We start from the raw sequence: 14,981 nt of genomic DNA, 5'->3' as shown, positions 1-14,981 counted from the left end.
CCTGGTTAGCGCTACCCACTACCTGCTGGATGTCCGAGGCCCGGAATCCGTGTTCGCTTTCGGTGATATCTATCTCTGGAAAGACTATCGCGAGGTTCCCGACCAGATCGCCGCGATTGCAACCTACCCCGAGGAATTCATGCTCAGACTGACTACCTCGGTCTGCCACGGCCACCAGGGACCCGAACTAACTTTCTACGGTACCGAGGGAACGATGGAGTTCCGCGGCGGCTCGTTCACGATCTACCATGAGCCAATCCGCGAAAACTTTGCCTACTCCACCAAAAGCTTCCCGTCCGGGACGAAAGAGCAGATCAGGCAGGTGATGGGTCTCGACGAGAGCATGAGCCCGTTGGAGGGCGCGCCGGCCACCGCCGGCGAACCGTCCGAGTACACCGTGCGCGGCGCCGAGGGGTCAACCACCGCCCATCTGCGCAATTTCTACGACTCGATCCGCAACGACACGGCCCCGGTCGAGGATATCGAATTCGGCGTGCGGGCGGTCAACGTGGGCCACATGGTCAATCTCAGTTGCCGCGAGGGCAGGCTGGTGAAAAGAGATGTCAAAACGGGAAAGATTGGGTGAAGGGGGGGGCAACAGGCAGCCTGGTGGATGAACTATGGGTTCAAACTGCCGGACGAGGTCCTGCGAACAATCTATTACCTCAACGACACCAAACTGTTCCACGACATGGAAACCGGAGCCTGGTGAGCGGTAAGGAAAGGCAAAAATTGCGTCTATCCTAATTTGCCAATACCATAAAAAACCGATTCTGGAATAACATTTGGATTTGTGTTATTTTTACGTAGAGTGGTTTCCTAAAAACACACATTCGTTTTTCAGAATCGAGAACAATGAGTATTAGCAATTTAAAATACGATCAGAGTACGTTGCCCAATAATAGTAATAAACTTGAACCCAATGATAGGGCAATCCATGACTGGTACCGCTTTGTATTGTCTTTTCCTCCGCATTTAGTGAGACACTACATCGATAGATTTGAGTTAACCGATGGCGACACATTATTAGACCCTTTTTGTGGCACAGGCACAACGTTAGTTGAAGCAAAGAAAAACGGAATTAGCAGTATTGGTATAGAAGCTAACCCTATGGCGCATTTTGCAAGTAAAGTAAAAATCAATTGGGATATTAATGCACGCCCCTTACAAGAACATGCTTATACTATTGCAGAAAAAGTGAAGCATGATTTAGCAAATCAAAATATGCGAGATGATGTTTTACCAGAGGAATGTCTATTTGAAATAGGACATGACACCAATAGAGATTTATATTCATTAACGCAAGAGGAAGAGAAATTAATCCTTAAAAATTCAATTAGTCCTATACCATTACACAAATCACTTTTACTGCTCAGAGCTATTCAAAGTTCACCCAAGAACGATTTCGTTGCGCATGAGCTAATCGCATTTGTAAAAATGCTAGTTGAATCAGCCAGCAACCTTCACTTCGGCCCTGAGGTCGGTGTTAGGAAAGCTAAGAAGGACGCTTTAGTTGCTCCTAGTTGGTTGAATAATGTTAATAATATTTCCAAAGATCTTGAGGCTTACGCGGGAAGTAAAGCTGTTCTTTCCGATGTCATACTCAGCGATTCAAGACATATTGGGAAACACTTGGACAAAGAATCGATAAAAGCTGTTTTTACTTCCCCTCCCTATCCAAATGAAAAAGACTATTCCCGTACAACTCGCTTAGAATCAGTAATGCTTGGGTTTATTAAGAACAAGCAAGAGTTACGCGAAATGAAAAAGACTTTTATAAGATCAAATACAAGGGGAGTCTATAAGGAAGACAAAGATGACCAATGGATTAAAAATTTCACAATAATCAATGAAATAGCAGCCATTATTGAAAAAAGACGCATTGAACAAGGTAAAACATCTGGATTTGAAAAGCTCTATAGTAGAGTAACAAAATTATACTTTGGTGGGATGGCGAAACATCTTGCGGAATTGAGAGTATTTTTGAAAAAAGGCGCCTACCTTGGATATGTTGTTGGAGATCAAGCTTCTTATCTAAGAGTTTTCATTCCAACAGGCCAAATACTAGCAGAAATCGCAGAATCTTTGGGATATGAAGTTGTATCCATTGACTTATTCAGGACAAGATTTGCAAGCGCAACAAAAATGAACATGCGAGAAGAGGTATTAGTTCTGCGCTGGCCCTAAAACTCTCCTGGGATAATAATATGCGGAGCAATTACGATAAAATTATTTCGAAACTTTTCTTTGCAAAATACAGAGACGGCGATAATGAGATAGATTTTACAAAGGAGGATCTGGAAAAACTTAATGCCGCATATAATATTAGAAATTTACCTGACGTTCTCTATCATTTCCGTTCGAGATATCCACTTCCCAAAAAAATTAGGGATAGCGCCAAAAATAATTGCGAATGGATAATTAGAGCTACAGGTGAATATGGCGGAACAGCTCATTATAAATTTATCCAATTTCCAATATTAGATTTAACTCCGAATAAAAGTCTCATAGAGACAAAAATCTTGAATTCAACTCCAGGAGTAATTGACAAATATGCACTTAACAACGAACAGGCTCTCTTAGCAAAAATCAGATATAATAGAATCATCGATATATTTACAGGTGCCACTTGTTATTCTCTTCAAAACCATTTACGTACAAAAATTAAAGATATAGGTCAAGTTGAAATTGATGAAGTCTATGTGGGAATTGACCAACGAGGTGCTCACTATATAATCCCAGTAGAAGCAAAAGGCGAAAAAGACAAGATTGGTCGAATCCAAATAGAACAATACTTTGCATTCGGTGAGACTAAATTTCCGAATATGATATGTCGACCTTTAGCCGCGCAGTTTTTAAAAGACGATGTTATCGTAATATTTTCATTCACTAAACACGAGGACCAGATCAGAATCATTTTTGAGAAACATTACTTACTAGTAAGCAAAAACGAACTCTCTCTAAAAGAAATAGCAGAATATTCCCGTCAAAGTTTATCAAGCATACTGTAATTCCGAATCACTCCTCCTCCACCCTGCTCGCTTCCCCGGCGCAGACCGGGCAAACCTGGTTGTTGTCGAGCTCGTTTTCCCATTTGATCGTACCCAGGTAGAACTGGGTACCGAACTCGTCTTTCAATCCCTTGCGGAACCTCCACACGCGCTCCCAATCCTCTCTTATTTCGCCCGAGGGTTTCATTGCCTCTGGGCCCGTGCCTGTCCAGCCGCAAGCTCCGCACTTGAATTTCAGCTGCTCCCCCCCGTCCATGGTCCATCCTTTCCTCTCCACTGCATATCCTGCTAGTCCAGAAACCGTTCCAGTCCGAACAGGTCGACCGCGTTCTGGCGCAGGATACGGTTTGCCGCCCACTCCGCCTCGTCCTCGGTGAAATAACCCTCGCGAACCTTCTCGCTCAGCACCTCGGCCAGGATATGCCGCGCCGCCAGGCTGTGCCCGTAGCTGCCGTCCGGGAAATTATAGTCGCCACCGTAACCCATCAGCTTGTTCAGCGGCACAGTCTCTATCCAGGAGTGCATCCATTCACGGGTCTGGCTGGGCGATATTATCGGCATCCAGCAGTTATCAATGTAAACGTTGGCGAAATTCTTGGCTATTGACGCCAGCTCGCCCATGTAGGGGAAACTGCCGTGGAACACCGCGAATTTCGTCCGGGGGTGACGGGCGAACAGACTGTTCATGTGGATCACGTTGGTACGTGAGATATTGCCAGTTCCACCGGCCAGGATCCCGGCATGGACCTGCATCACCAGACCCCGCTCGCCCACCCGGCGGGCCACCTGGTTGAGCATGAAATCCTCGAACGGCAGTCGCTCCATCGCGCCAACACTCTCGCCGCCGTGAATCCGGTAGAAAATTTTCTCGGCCACCTCGCGCGGCACGTCCTCATAACGGACAATCCGGTCGTAGGCCATCGCGCATTTGACGCCCACGTACACTCCGGTTCGCTCCATCCAGTCGAACCGGTCGTCGAGAGCGCGCAGCAGTTCGTCCAGGTCATCCACCCGCTGGCCCCAGTCACGCTCGATCAGGCTCAGCGAGTCGGAAGTGAGCCGGATAAACGTGTCGTCGAACCGCTTGACCAGCGCTACCCGGGGACGGACGTCCGGCTTGACGAAATCACTGTGGACATAGGGGTCGGCGCGGACATTCTGGTCGAGAATCATCACGTCGATCCCGCTCATCTCGTAGAGCACCCGGCGGTAATGGCCTGGCTTGTGGCCGGCGATTATCCGCCTGTTCAGTTCGGCCCAGGTCGAATCGTTTATCTCAGCCACGCCATAGATATCCCGGGCAGCCAGCCGCACGCTCTGGCCGAACCCGGTGGTACGCGCGAACGGCCACCAGGGGGAGACTATCTCCCAGCGCTTCTCCATCGCTACCGAGCGGTCGCGAAGTTTTTCCAGGTCTTCCGGTTTCAGCCCGGCGCTGACCATATCTCCGCCCGCGTACTGGCCGAACCAGGGCTGAATAAACCAGCTGAACAGGCTGTACTCGTTTTCCAGCCAGTATTTCTCGCTGACCTGGTGCTCGTGCGTGTCGATCATCCGCACGGCATCGACAGCGCCCTTGACCCTGGCGAAGAGCTTGTCCTCATCCGCGCGCTGACCCCCAAGCCAGCCGGTGCTGGAATCCACTCTTTTGTCGCGCTTACCAGCCCCGCCCGTGCAGGCTCCGAGAATCATCGCGGCCATCAGGAAAACCAGCGGCAACAGAACTTTCACCAGGTTCATCGATCATACTCCTTGGCTGTTATTTCAGGAACTGGCTGTAAGTCTTCTTGTACCATTCCGTGTAGTTTTTCAGCCCGGCCAGATAATCCTCCAGGCCCAGCAACTGCTCGTCGCAGATCAGGTAACTCATATCGGCCGTACGGAAGGCGTAGTGACGAGCCCTGTCCTGAGAGTGGAAAAATTTCTTTGCAGGCGTACTCATCCCTTTCGGCAGGCGGGTTTTCTCCCAGACAGCCACCAGGTTGTCGTACACTCTCTTGCGCTCGTCCAGATTGTCCTCGATTATTCCCGCCGCCCTTCGCAGTGATCCCACCACCTGAGTGTGGCTGACAAACCTCGCCCGGTGGGCTTCGGTGATAGTGTTTTCCAGCTCGGAAAGCGCGACATACGTCCGGGCGGTATGCGCTATCAGGTCGGCGATCGTGAGGAAAATCTCGAAATCATAGTGGTGGCGTACGCCATTCCGGATATTGGTCCGGCAGATCAGACTGGCCCGCTCCATCGCCGAAAGCTGCCCGCGGCTGCGGGCCAGGATATCCGCGTACTCGCGGTTCCAGAACGGATCGTACTCCACCGCATCGCCGCGGGGAAGGTCCGGCAGGTGCGTTTTGCCGATATCGCCGTGGTGCCAGACATTGCGCTCGAATGTGTCCATGTAGTAATACGCCCCGTCGTTGAACAGCTGCCACAGCTCGCGCATGTCGCGGACCCCGGGGCCGTAGTAGCTGACGAAATACTTATCGATAAACTCATCCAGCGAGGGAGCGGCGCCGCTCCAGGAGTACTCGGCGCTGTTGACCCAGCTCATCATCCAGACCTGGTTATGCAGCCCGCTGTCGTCCCAGCTCGTGTTGACCATTCCCTCGTACAGCCCGCTGCTGGCCGCGACACTGAGACGGCGGTAGGAGTTTTCCAGCGCCCCGACCGTTTGCCGGCCCCTCCTCAACCTGTAGAAATAAGGGAGAAACAGGTGCTCGATCCCCGGGTTCGGGTCGTAGACCCAGGCCGGGTAACCTGCGTCCCGCGAGGCTTCAGCGATATCGAGGTCCTCGGTGAACTCCGAGACAATCAGCCCTTTGGGCGGTTTGATTTTCTCGCCCGGACGATACTCGCCGCCCCAGCTGATCACCCGGCGGCCCTGCTTGCTGATATGCTCGAAACAGCGCTCGAGGAAAATCTGCATCAGCCCGTAGCGCCCGATCTCCTCCGCCTTGGCCCGGCAGCCGCACTCCACACCCCGGCCCAGTTCATAGGTCTCGTCGGTGCCGAGGTGCATGAACTCGGAGCCCGGCGTGGCCGCGATCGCCTCGTCCCAGAGGTCGAACAACAACTCATATGAGCCGTCCTTGAGCGGGCAGAATTCCCAGTTCGAGGCTTCTATTTCGCGGAGGTGTTTGTACTGCGGCCACTTGAGGATGAAGCTGACATGGCCCAGGCCCTGGACCAGCGGCACTATCTGGACGTGGTACTGCTGGGCGTAGCGGGTGAACTCCCGCATCTCATCCGGCGTGAACGCTCCCGGCGCGCCGATCTCGGGATGGCTCTCGTAGGCGAACTTGTCTTCCCATTCCCAGAGCAGGACATTCAGCTTGTAGTCGGCCAGCTCACGGATAAACTGGCGGACATATTCCGCCTTGTCCTGATGGTGCTTGGTATCGTAATGGGCCACCCGGTATTTGATATCCGGCCAGTCGGTAATTTTCATTCCGAGCACCGCCCAGCCCTCACGCCTGTTCTGGACAAGCTGCACCAGGCTGCGGGTCCCGTAGAACAGACCCGGCCCCTTCCCGCTGACAGTTATTTTTCCCGGTTCCACGGACAGGGCATACCCCTGTCCGTAACCCTCGGACGGCACTCCGGCGCTGGTCAGCACGATTGACCCTCCCGCAGCGTTCCCGCCGATTGTGGCCGTAATCCCGAACCGCGCCTTCAGTTGCCCGGCCAGGTCCTCGGCGGCGAACCTGTCCGCAGCCGAGGCTTCGTTGTCGAGCACGATACTCACCGAAGCGCCGAACACGAAATCATCGCCACCCGGCACCGCCTGCTGCGGGTACGGGATCAGGCTGATCCCCTCGTTCCAGAGCTCGGTTTGCGCCTGCGCGCCGGCGGATGAAACAGTCAGAACCAGGCAACTTATTACCGTCAGAAACTTTAGCTGAGCAGTCCTCATCCTGTTTGTCCTCTCGCAATAGTGATAGTGCCAGCTCAGAATACCTTCAGCAGCATCTGATTATGTACTTTATCAGCCGACCCGCCGGGCCAGCGCGACCAGCTCCACTCCTGATGCTCCCGCCTCCCTGAGCGCCCGTACGCACTCGGCGGCAGCCCGGCTGGCGCGCTTCGTCGCTCTTGCGTTGGCATCGTTAAGCTGTCCGTCACTTTCTCCACGGTTCGACAAACACTTCCCTGTCACCGACCCTCACCCGGGTAAAGAGCGGTCCGCTGGCGGGGAAGGTTATCTCCACCGGCGTGCCGTCGGTAATGAATGCGGCTCCCAGATATCCCTGGCGATCCACCAGCCGTACCGGCACCGCAGCCGATACGCCGCCATCGGTTATCTCGAACACGTTGAGGAAATAATCGCGGGCATTGCCGCCGGGGGCAGCCACCTCCAGCCGCCAGGGAACCAGCGGGGGCTGGCCGGCGCGCCGGCCCTGATGGTTGTACTGCGCGGTCGGCTCATCGGGGTGGCCCCACAGGTCGTGGCCCTCTCCGCCCCGTTTGACTAGCGACGCGCCCGCCGGCAGCAGGGTGGTCAGGAATGTCCGGGCAAGGCCCTTGCCGATTACCCCCTCCTCGCCCGCCGGGTCGGAGAGCCAGGTGGAGGTAAGTTGGTCGCCGCTGTAGGAAAAAACGTGGTTTTTAAGCTCGACCGTCTCCCTGCCGTTAACCGACGGTTCGCCCGGCATGTGCAGGAACCAGTGTTTGGGGAACTCCGCTTTAGTGGCCTCGACCCTGTCGAACACGACCACGAACTCCTGCGGCGCGCGCAGGTAGACAAACTGGCGGGTGACTTCCACAGCCTTGCTTTCCCTGAATCCCGTGGTAAGGTCCGCGGCCACGCAGGTAAACAACCCCGGCTCGTTGTAGTAGGCTTTGATTTCCGCGCGGTCGTTGCGGGTGTGGGCGCTGTAGACATAGCGGATCATCCCGCCGTCGTTCTCGTTTTTCACACCATCTGCCGCGCCCGGTTTTGTGCGACGGAACTCTTCGGCAGGGTCGTAGATCGTCAGAGTGTTGAACGCCAGCGATCCGCCGGCATAGTAATCCCAGTCGTTGTGCCCCGGCCCGGAGGCCCGCAGGGCGAGCCAGCCCTTCTTGCTGATCAGGAAGTTTCCCTCGTCGTCGCGGCTGTGCCCGGCGAACTTGGGTCCCGCGCCGAAAAAGACCCAGGTGGCGTCGGGATCGTCCCAGCCGCTGCGCATGTAGACATGGCCCGCGCCGGGGAAAAACTCCGCCAGCGGATAATCCATTCCGCCCGGAGAGACAGGCAGGACCGAGGGATCGTAGGACAACAGCCGGTTCCAGGGCACTTCCTGCCAGCCCATGCCGGCGCTCTTTTCGCTGATCCAGTTGGCCACGGGGTCGTTGTAGCGCGCACCCAGGATCGGCGCCACCCGGGCGAAATTAGCCAGCGGCCCGGCCCGGTTATCATCGATCCAGGCTGTGTGGTCGGCGAACGGGACGGTGAGGTACACTGCCCAGCGGGTCATCCCGCGAAGGTAGCCGGTGGGAGTGCTCCAGGCGAACAGGTCCTGGCCCGTGGCCGTACGCCAGGCCTCGAACGCCCAGGGAATGACAATCAGCGGGCCATAGCCGCCGTGGCCCATACTCTCGCTCCAGACCGCTCCCATTTCCTCGAACGCCGGGATACATTCGGCCGGCACGCGGGTGGCCCAGGAATCGAGATAGCGGACCGCGTCGGCCTCGTGCATCGTCCCCGCGCCGGCCAGGCCCAGGGCCACGAACAGCTTGGGCGTTATCCCGTCGCGGGTGTTGGGCGTGTTCAGGTGGGCCGGTCCCCAGGTCTGGTTGTACCACCAGTGCCCGTTGCGCAGGGTTATTTCCGGAGTGTCGGTGTACCAGCGAAGCCAGCTGCCCAGCCGGTCGCCGTACGTTTTGCGCTCGGCCGGTGAGAGCGCATCGTAAATCCAGTCGAACACCATCCCGTGGAACCCGAAATACCCGTCGCCGTCCATGTCCAGCACCGAACCGTCGCCCCAGTAGCGCTTGACCGCCTCGGCATACTTGTCGGCCTCGTTACCCAGCTCGCGCTCGATCAGGTAGCACAATCCCGCGCTGACCATATCCATCGGCGGCCGGAACCGTCCCCCGGGCGGCACTACTCCCCCGGCCACGGCTTTGTCGGCCAGCGCCTTGATTTTTGCGTACTCGGGGGCCAGCGGCCCGGTGGCCCTGTCGGCCAGCGAGGCCAGTCCCTGTGGGTTGACGAAAATCCGGGGGTGTTCGCTCAACCGGTAATCGGCGGCGCGAAGGCCGGAAAACGAGAACAGAACGATCAGCAGAACAGCGCAACGGTTCAGCATGGCGGACCTCTGGATGAAGGGATAATGGTCTCTCAGCACCGAGGCGGTTATGCTTCCGGGACATCACCGCCGGTGCTTTACTATATTCACATCCAGCCCCCCGGTCAATTTCTTTTTATCCACACCCGTATGGAAAGTTACTCTGGCGGACACACTCCCGCCTGCTTAATTTTGAGCAGTGGACCGAGCCGCAAACCGATTATGGTATACCCGGCGAAGCCTGTCACCTCTATCCCGGAAGGCCGCGATGAAACTCACTCTCCGACTTGCCTCATGCGCGCTGCTGATACTTTCACTCAATCTTTTTCCCGGCTGCTCGCCCACAGGGGATTCTCCCGCCGAACCGGGCGAGGTGACCGGCCACCCGCGGCTGATCCTGAGCGGAGACTTTCTGGAGCAGGTACGGGAAAGCTGCAAGGGGCGAAGTTCGGGAGCTTACCAGGCGCTCGCGGCGCAGGTCGACGGGTTTATCGACAACCAGCCCGTGGATTCGATCCCGGTCCGTCAGCAGGGCCGGCTGGCCCGTCAATGCGGCCTGCTCTACCTGCTCAGCGGCAACCGGAAGTACCTCGATGCGGGCGAGCGATACCTGGCCAACGCGCTGGAACGCTATCTCGAGCTTGAGCGTGAGCACGGCGGCGGGTACTGGGAAGCCGTCGAGTTCCGCAAGTACTGCTGTTTCGCCTGGGACTGGCTGTACAACGGCCTGAGCGAGCAAAAACGCAGGGAGTTCGGGCGGAAAATCCTGGAGGCCGGAGAGCTGGCCTGGAACAGAAAGTGGTTCACTCCATACGGCGGCGGCGGGTACGCGACCCTGGACCCGGTGTTCTGGCCCGCGATGACACTCCGCCACAGCGGTATCGCCGACAGCACCGCCGAAGAGTGGTCCGGCTGGGTCAAAGAGCATATTTACGAGTGGCGCAAGATGCAGGGCCAGGTGGCCTCGGACGACGGCGGGATGTACAGCGGACTGGGCTACGCGGCCTACAACTACCTTCGCACGCCGGTCTTCATCTTCGAAAGCTGGAAATCGATCACCGGCGAGGACCTTACCGAAAATAATCCATATCTGGAGCATTTCAGCCTCTGGTGGACCTACTGCGAAAAACCCAACGGCGAGTGGCCGCGGATCGACGATACCGGCAGCGTGCTGGGCAGTATCCAGCCCTGGCATTTCAAATACCTGGCCTGCCGTTATCGCGACAGGGTTGCGCTGTGGCAGTTGAGCAAACGGGACGACAGCGGGCACCTGACTGCCTGGGACGTGGTCTGGGACCCCTCGGGCCTGGGAATCGAGCCGCAGGGGCCGGACGACTCCTGGCCCCTGGGCCGTCATTTCGAGGGCACGGGCTGGGTTGTGCTGCGCAGCGGCTGGGACAGCACAGCCGCCTACAGCGTGTTCGACTGCGGGGATTTCTACTACGGCCACCAGCACCCGGCGGAAAACGCTTTTACGATCTTCCGCGGCGGCTCGCTGGCGATCAACTCCGGCCGCTATGAGTGGGGCAGCGACCATCGGCCTAACTACATGGTCCGCACTATCGCCTCGAACTCGGTGCTGGTCTACGACCCGCAGGAGCTGTTTATCAGCAGAAACGACACGCTCTCCAACGACGGCGGCCAGAAATGGCCCCGGCCCGGGCGCAACGAGTTCGGCGAGACGGCCGGGACTCAATGGGATACGGGGCAGATCACAGCATTCGAGACAAACCAGTATTATACGTATGTCTGCGGGGATGCCACCGCCAGCTACAGCGAGCACAAGCTGGAGAAATTCACCCGCCAGTACCTCCACATCCAGCCCGACATTTTCGTGGTGTTCGACCGGGTGGAGAGCACCCGGCCCGAATACCGCAAGTACTGGCTGCTGCACACGGTCAACGAGCCGGTAAAGCGCAGCGGCTGGCTGGCGGCCGATGAGCGCCGGGGCAGGCTGTACCTTCGCGCAATACTGCCCGCGAACGCTGTAATCGACAAAATCGGCGGCGAGGGTAAGGAGTTCTGGGTGTTCGGGAAAAACCACCCGCCCGGCATGACCCACTACCAGCAGCGCGACGGCGAACAGTGGGGTTCGTGGCGGGTCCAGGTATCGGCCGGCAAGCCTGTCAGGCAAGCGGAATTCCTGAACGTGCTCTACGCCGCCATGGACGGCGACGACACTCCGCCGGAAGTGCAGCCACTGGACCCGGTAAGTTCGCGGCCCGGTCTGGAGATCAGTCACAAGCAAAAAATTTACAACATTTTATTCGATGCAACCGGCGCTCCCGGCGGGGATATCGTTGTGATGGACTCCGCGCGCAATACGCTGCTGGAGAAACGTCTGACCACGGCGGTTCAGCCGCAACAGGGTATCGGAAGATAATTCTGCAATGGACGGAGAGTCCGGATGCGTTTAAGCTTTCGAAGGATTTGTCTGCTATCATTTGTACTCGCTGCCCTGACGGCGTCGCTTGCACCCGCCCGGGCGGACCTTCGCCTGGCCTCGATCTTCGGTGACCACATGGTACTTCAGTTCGGCCGGGTAATTCCGGTCTGGGGCTGGTCCGAACCGGGCCGGGAGGTCAAGGTATCCTTCCGTCATTTCATGGAGAAAACCACTTCGGCTGCCGACGGGCGCTGGCGCGTGGAGATCGGGCCGCTGGATGCGGGCGGACCTGACAAGCTGGTGGTTGCTTCGGGGGAACAGGTTATCGTGCTGGATGACGTGCTGGCCGGCGAGGTCTGGCTCTGCTCCGGCCAGTCCAACATGGAGATGACTGTCAACCGCTGCCTCAATGCCGAAGCAGAGATCGCATCAGCCGATTTCCCGGAAATCCGCCAGTTCAAAATACCCCATACCAATGCCAGAGAACCGCTGGACGATATCCGTGAAACCGGCGGCCAGGGGGAAAACTCGTATCAGCGCAGCTGGCAGCCTGCCAGCCCGGAGACCGTGGGCCGCTTTAGCGCCGCGGGATATTTTTTCGCCCGCAATCTGCACCTGAACCTCGGCGAGGTCCCGGTGGGGCTGATCAACAGTTCCTGGGGCGGTTCAGTGGCCGAGGCCTGGGTCAGCGCAGAGGGGATGAACAGCAGCGCGGAAATCGCCCGGATCCTGACTGAATGGCCCGAGAACAGCCGCCACTCCGAAGGCTGGCGGCGCGGATATAAAACTTACCTGGCAAATGCGGAGAAAGCGCTGGTCGAGGGCCGGGACTACCCTCCCTATTACCGCGAGCCGTCGGTACTCTACAACGGCATGATCGCGCCGCTGGCCGGGTTGGGGATCCGGGGGGTGATCTGGTACCAGGGGGAGGCGAATGTCACCCGGCCGGCCCAGTACGCCAGGTTGTTTCAGACTTTAATCACCGACTGGCGGAACAGATGGGGCCGCGATCTGCCGTTCATCTGGGTCCAGCTGCCCGGCTTCCAGGCAGGCCTCGAGACCTGGCCGTTGCTGCGCGAGGCCCAGGCCGCGGCGCTGGAATTGCCGAATACAGCCATGGCCGTGGCTATCGATTTGGGCGAGCGGCATGATATCCACCCGCGCAACAAGCAGGCGGTGGGCAATCGTCTGGCGATCGCAGCCCGCGGACTGGTGTACCTGGAAGACCTCCCCTCCAAGGCCCCGGCGTACGAATCGATGACTGTCGCCGGCGCGCGCTGCCGGGTGGAGTTTAATAACTCCGGCGATGGCCTGGCCTCATCCGACGGCGAACCGGTCCGCGGTTTTTCGGTCGCGGGCGATGACAGGGTGTTCGTGGCCGCCAAAGCGGTTATCGAAAACGGCGCGGTGGTGGTCTGGAGCGATCAAGTGACCGGGCCCGTGGCGGTCCGCTACGCCTGGACCAATTTTCCCGCGGACCTGAATCTTTACGGCACTTATCACGGCTCCGCCTGGCTGCCTGCTGCCCCGTTCCGCACCGATGACTGGGAGACCATGCCGGAACTCGAACTCTTTGATTGAACTGCGTAACGCCCACACAAGGAGATAGCAGATGTCGGCTTTCGCCAGAATTCCGCTCAAAGCCCTGTCACCAATCCTGCTGGCGGCAACACTCCTCTGCCCGGCGGCGGCCGGTGCCGATGTCCGGCTGGCCCGGATTTTCACCGACCACATGGTACTGCAGATGGGCCGCGCCGTGCCTGTCTGGGGCTGGGCCGATCCCGGCGAAAAGGTTGTGGTCTATTTCGCCGAGCAGCAGGCGGAGACCACGGCCGGACCCGACGGCCGCTGGCAGGTGAAACTCGGCCCCCTCGGCGTGGGCGGCCCGCACGAGCTGGTTGTAGCCGGAGCCAACGTTCTGCGGCTGTCCGATGTCTGGACCGGCGAGGTCTGGCTCTGCTCCGGCCAGTCGAACATGGCCATGCAGGTCAAGAGCTGCCTGAACGCCGAGGAAGAGATTGCAGCGAGCGCCAACCTGAAAATCCGCCACTTTTTCGTGCCGCGGTTCAAGGCCGGCGAGCCGCAGGATACGCTGGCCCGGTCGAGCGCCTGGGAAGTGGCCTCGCCCGAAACGGTCGGCGACTGGAGTGCTGTCGGCTACTTTTTTGCCCGGGAACTGAATGAAAAACTCGGTGTCCCGGTCGGGATAATCAACTCCTCGTGGGGCGGCACCGTTGTCGAGGCCTGGATCAGCCGCCAGGCGCTGGAGAACGACTCCAAAATTTCATCCGTATTCACCGAATGGCCATCGTTCAACGAAGACGAGAGCTGGCTGAAGGACCGCTACGAGGCGCACCTGAAAGAAGTCGAGGAAGCCCGCGCGGCGGGCAAACCCGAGCCGGCTTTTTTCAACCAGCCCACCGTGCTGTTCAACGGGATGATCGATCCCCTGCTCCCGTATGCCATCCGGGGAGCGGCCTGGTATCAGGGTGAAAGCAACGCCTACCGCGGCTACCAGTACCGCGATCTGTTCCCCGCCCTGATCCGCGACTGGCGCGGACGGTTCGGCGTGGGCGCGTTCCCGTTCCTGTTCGTCCAGCTGGCGAATTTCAACGCCGGTGACGAGGTCTGGCCGGAACTTCGCGAGGCCCAGACCATGACTCTCGACCTGCTCAACACCGGCATGGCTGTCACCACCGATATCGGCGAGGCCGACGACATCCACCCGCGCAACAAGCAGGACGTAGGCCTCCGGCTGGCCCGCGCCGCCCGTGCGACGGCCTACATGGAGCGGATCGAGTACTCAGGGCCGCTGTACGAATCACTGGAAATCGAGGGCGGCAAGGCGCGGATCTCGTTTACGCATACGGGCGAGGGCCTCGTGGTGAGGGACGACGGTGAACCGGCGGGGTTCGAGATCGCGGGTCAGGACCGGCGGTTCGTCCAGGCCACGGCCAGGATCGAGGGTGAGCTGGTTGTGGTCTGGAGCGACGAGGTGCCCACCCCGGTGGCGGTACGCTATGCCTGGCGGGATAACCCGGAGGAGGCGAATCTTTACAATGTCACGGCCGACGGGACCCGTCTGCCGGCCTCATCGTTCCGCACCGACGACTGGCCGGGGAAAACCAGCGAAAACAGGTGATATCCGCTCATCTTATTCGTCAGAGAAAGCCGCGGAGAAAATCCGTCCCCACGGCTTTTTTTTGCTGGAGTCATCCAACCGGAAGGATTGCAAGTAGAAGCTGTTTCATAACTGGATTTTATTTCAAACTTTCGCCCATTGGCAGGTAATCCCAAAAACACAACCCCCTGTTTCTC

9 protein-coding genes are annotated in these 14,981 nt (G+C 58.0%); 5 read left to right on the top strand and 4 right to left on the bottom strand.

Features of this window, described 5'->3' with window-relative positions; translation table 11 throughout:
- The first annotated feature begins 855 nt into the window (after positions 1 to 855).
- Both FVQ81_03025 and FVQ81_03020 read left to right on the top strand, forming a co-directional pair.
- Positions 856 to 2,187: a site-specific DNA-methyltransferase gene (locus tag FVQ81_03025; GenBank protein MBW7995547.1), complete on the top strand. Its 1,332-nt coding sequence runs from the start codon at positions 856 to 858 to the stop codon at positions 2,185 to 2,187.
- 20 nt (positions 2,188 to 2,207) lie between these two features.
- Positions 2,208 to 3,011 (top strand): endonuclease, encoded by an 804-nt coding sequence (locus tag FVQ81_03020; GenBank protein MBW7995546.1) that lies wholly within the window; start codon positions 2,208 to 2,210, stop codon positions 3,009 to 3,011.
- A gap of 7 nt (positions 3,012 to 3,018) precedes the next feature.
- Here the strand turns inward: FVQ81_03020 and FVQ81_03015 are convergent, their stop codons facing one another.
- From FVQ81_03015 to FVQ81_03000, 4 genes are all read right to left on the bottom strand, one after another.
- Entirely contained in the window at positions 3,019 to 3,288 is a 270-nt protein-coding gene (locus tag FVQ81_03015) for a hypothetical protein (GenBank protein ID MBW7995545.1), read from the bottom strand.
- Between the two features lie 11 nt (positions 3,289 to 3,299).
- Positions 3,300 to 4,751, bottom strand: coding sequence for an amidohydrolase family protein (locus FVQ81_03010; protein MBW7995544.1), 1,452 nt, complete (start codon positions 4,749 to 4,751; stop codon positions 3,300 to 3,302).
- A 19-nt stretch (positions 4,752 to 4,770) separates the two neighbouring features.
- A complete protein-coding gene (locus FVQ81_03005) occupies positions 4,771 to 6,921 on the bottom strand; it encodes a family 20 glycosylhydrolase (protein MBW7995543.1) in 2,151 nt (716 codons plus the stop codon).
- A 205-nt stretch (positions 6,922 to 7,126) separates the two neighbouring features.
- Positions 7,127 to 9,298 carry a hypothetical protein gene (locus tag FVQ81_03000; GenBank protein ID MBW7995542.1) on the bottom strand — a complete coding sequence of 724 codons (2,172 nt, stop codon included), beginning with the start codon at positions 9,296 to 9,298 and terminating at the stop codon, positions 7,127 to 7,129.
- A 247-nt stretch (positions 9,299 to 9,545) separates the two neighbouring features.
- Here FVQ81_03000 and FVQ81_02995 point away from each other — a divergent pair, with 247 nt between their 5' ends.
- From FVQ81_02995 to FVQ81_02985, 3 genes are read left to right on the top strand one after another with little or no spacing between them, the layout of a single operon-like run.
- Positions 9,546 to 11,660, top strand: a complete 2,115-nt coding sequence (locus FVQ81_02995; GenBank protein MBW7995541.1) for a hypothetical protein — start codon at positions 9,546 to 9,548, stop codon at positions 11,658 to 11,660.
- Positions 11,661 to 11,684: 24 nt separating this feature from the next.
- Entirely contained in the window at positions 11,685 to 13,244 is a 1,560-nt protein-coding gene (locus tag FVQ81_02990) for a sialate O-acetylesterase (GenBank protein MBW7995540.1), read from the top strand.
- 31 nt (positions 13,245 to 13,275) lie between these two features.
- Positions 13,276 to 14,805, top strand: coding sequence for a sialate O-acetylesterase (locus FVQ81_02985; GenBank protein MBW7995539.1), 1,530 nt, complete (start codon positions 13,276 to 13,278; stop codon positions 14,803 to 14,805).
- Positions 14,806 to 14,981 lie beyond the last annotated feature (176 nt).

The sequence above is a fragment of the Candidatus Glassbacteria bacterium genome, assembly GCA_019456185.1.
Classification (GTDB): Bacteria; Gemmatimonadota; Glassbacteria; order GWA2-58-10; family GWA2-58-10; genus JAJRTS01.
This window is presented reverse-complemented; position numbering and strand designations above follow the sequence as displayed.

What these genes read in the sequence shown, in the direction of transcription:
- FVQ81_03005 (MBW7995543.1), bottom strand. Translation starts at nt 6,921, where the DNA reads ATGAGGACTGCTCAGCTAAAGTTTCTGACGGTAATAAGTTGCCTGGTT.
- FVQ81_02985 (MBW7995539.1), top strand. Translation starts at nt 13,276, where the DNA reads ATGTCGGCTTTCGCCAGAATTCCGCTCAAAGCCCTGTCACCAATCCTG.
- FVQ81_03020 (MBW7995546.1), top strand. Translation starts at nt 2,208, where the DNA reads ATGCGGAGCAATTACGATAAAATTATTTCGAAACTTTTCTTTGCAAAA.
- FVQ81_02990 (MBW7995540.1), top strand. Translation starts at nt 11,685, where the DNA reads ATGCGTTTAAGCTTTCGAAGGATTTGTCTGCTATCATTTGTACTCGCT.
- FVQ81_03000 (MBW7995542.1), bottom strand. Translation starts at nt 9,298, where the DNA reads ATGCTGAACCGTTGCGCTGTTCTGCTGATCGTTCTGTTCTCGTTTTCC.
- FVQ81_03025 (MBW7995547.1), top strand. Translation starts at nt 856, where the DNA reads ATGAGTATTAGCAATTTAAAATACGATCAGAGTACGTTGCCCAATAAT.
- FVQ81_03010 (MBW7995544.1), bottom strand. Translation starts at nt 4,751, where the DNA reads ATGAACCTGGTGAAAGTTCTGTTGCCGCTGGTTTTCCTGATGGCCGCG.
- FVQ81_02995 (MBW7995541.1), top strand. Translation starts at nt 9,546, where the DNA reads ATGAAACTCACTCTCCGACTTGCCTCATGCGCGCTGCTGATACTTTCA.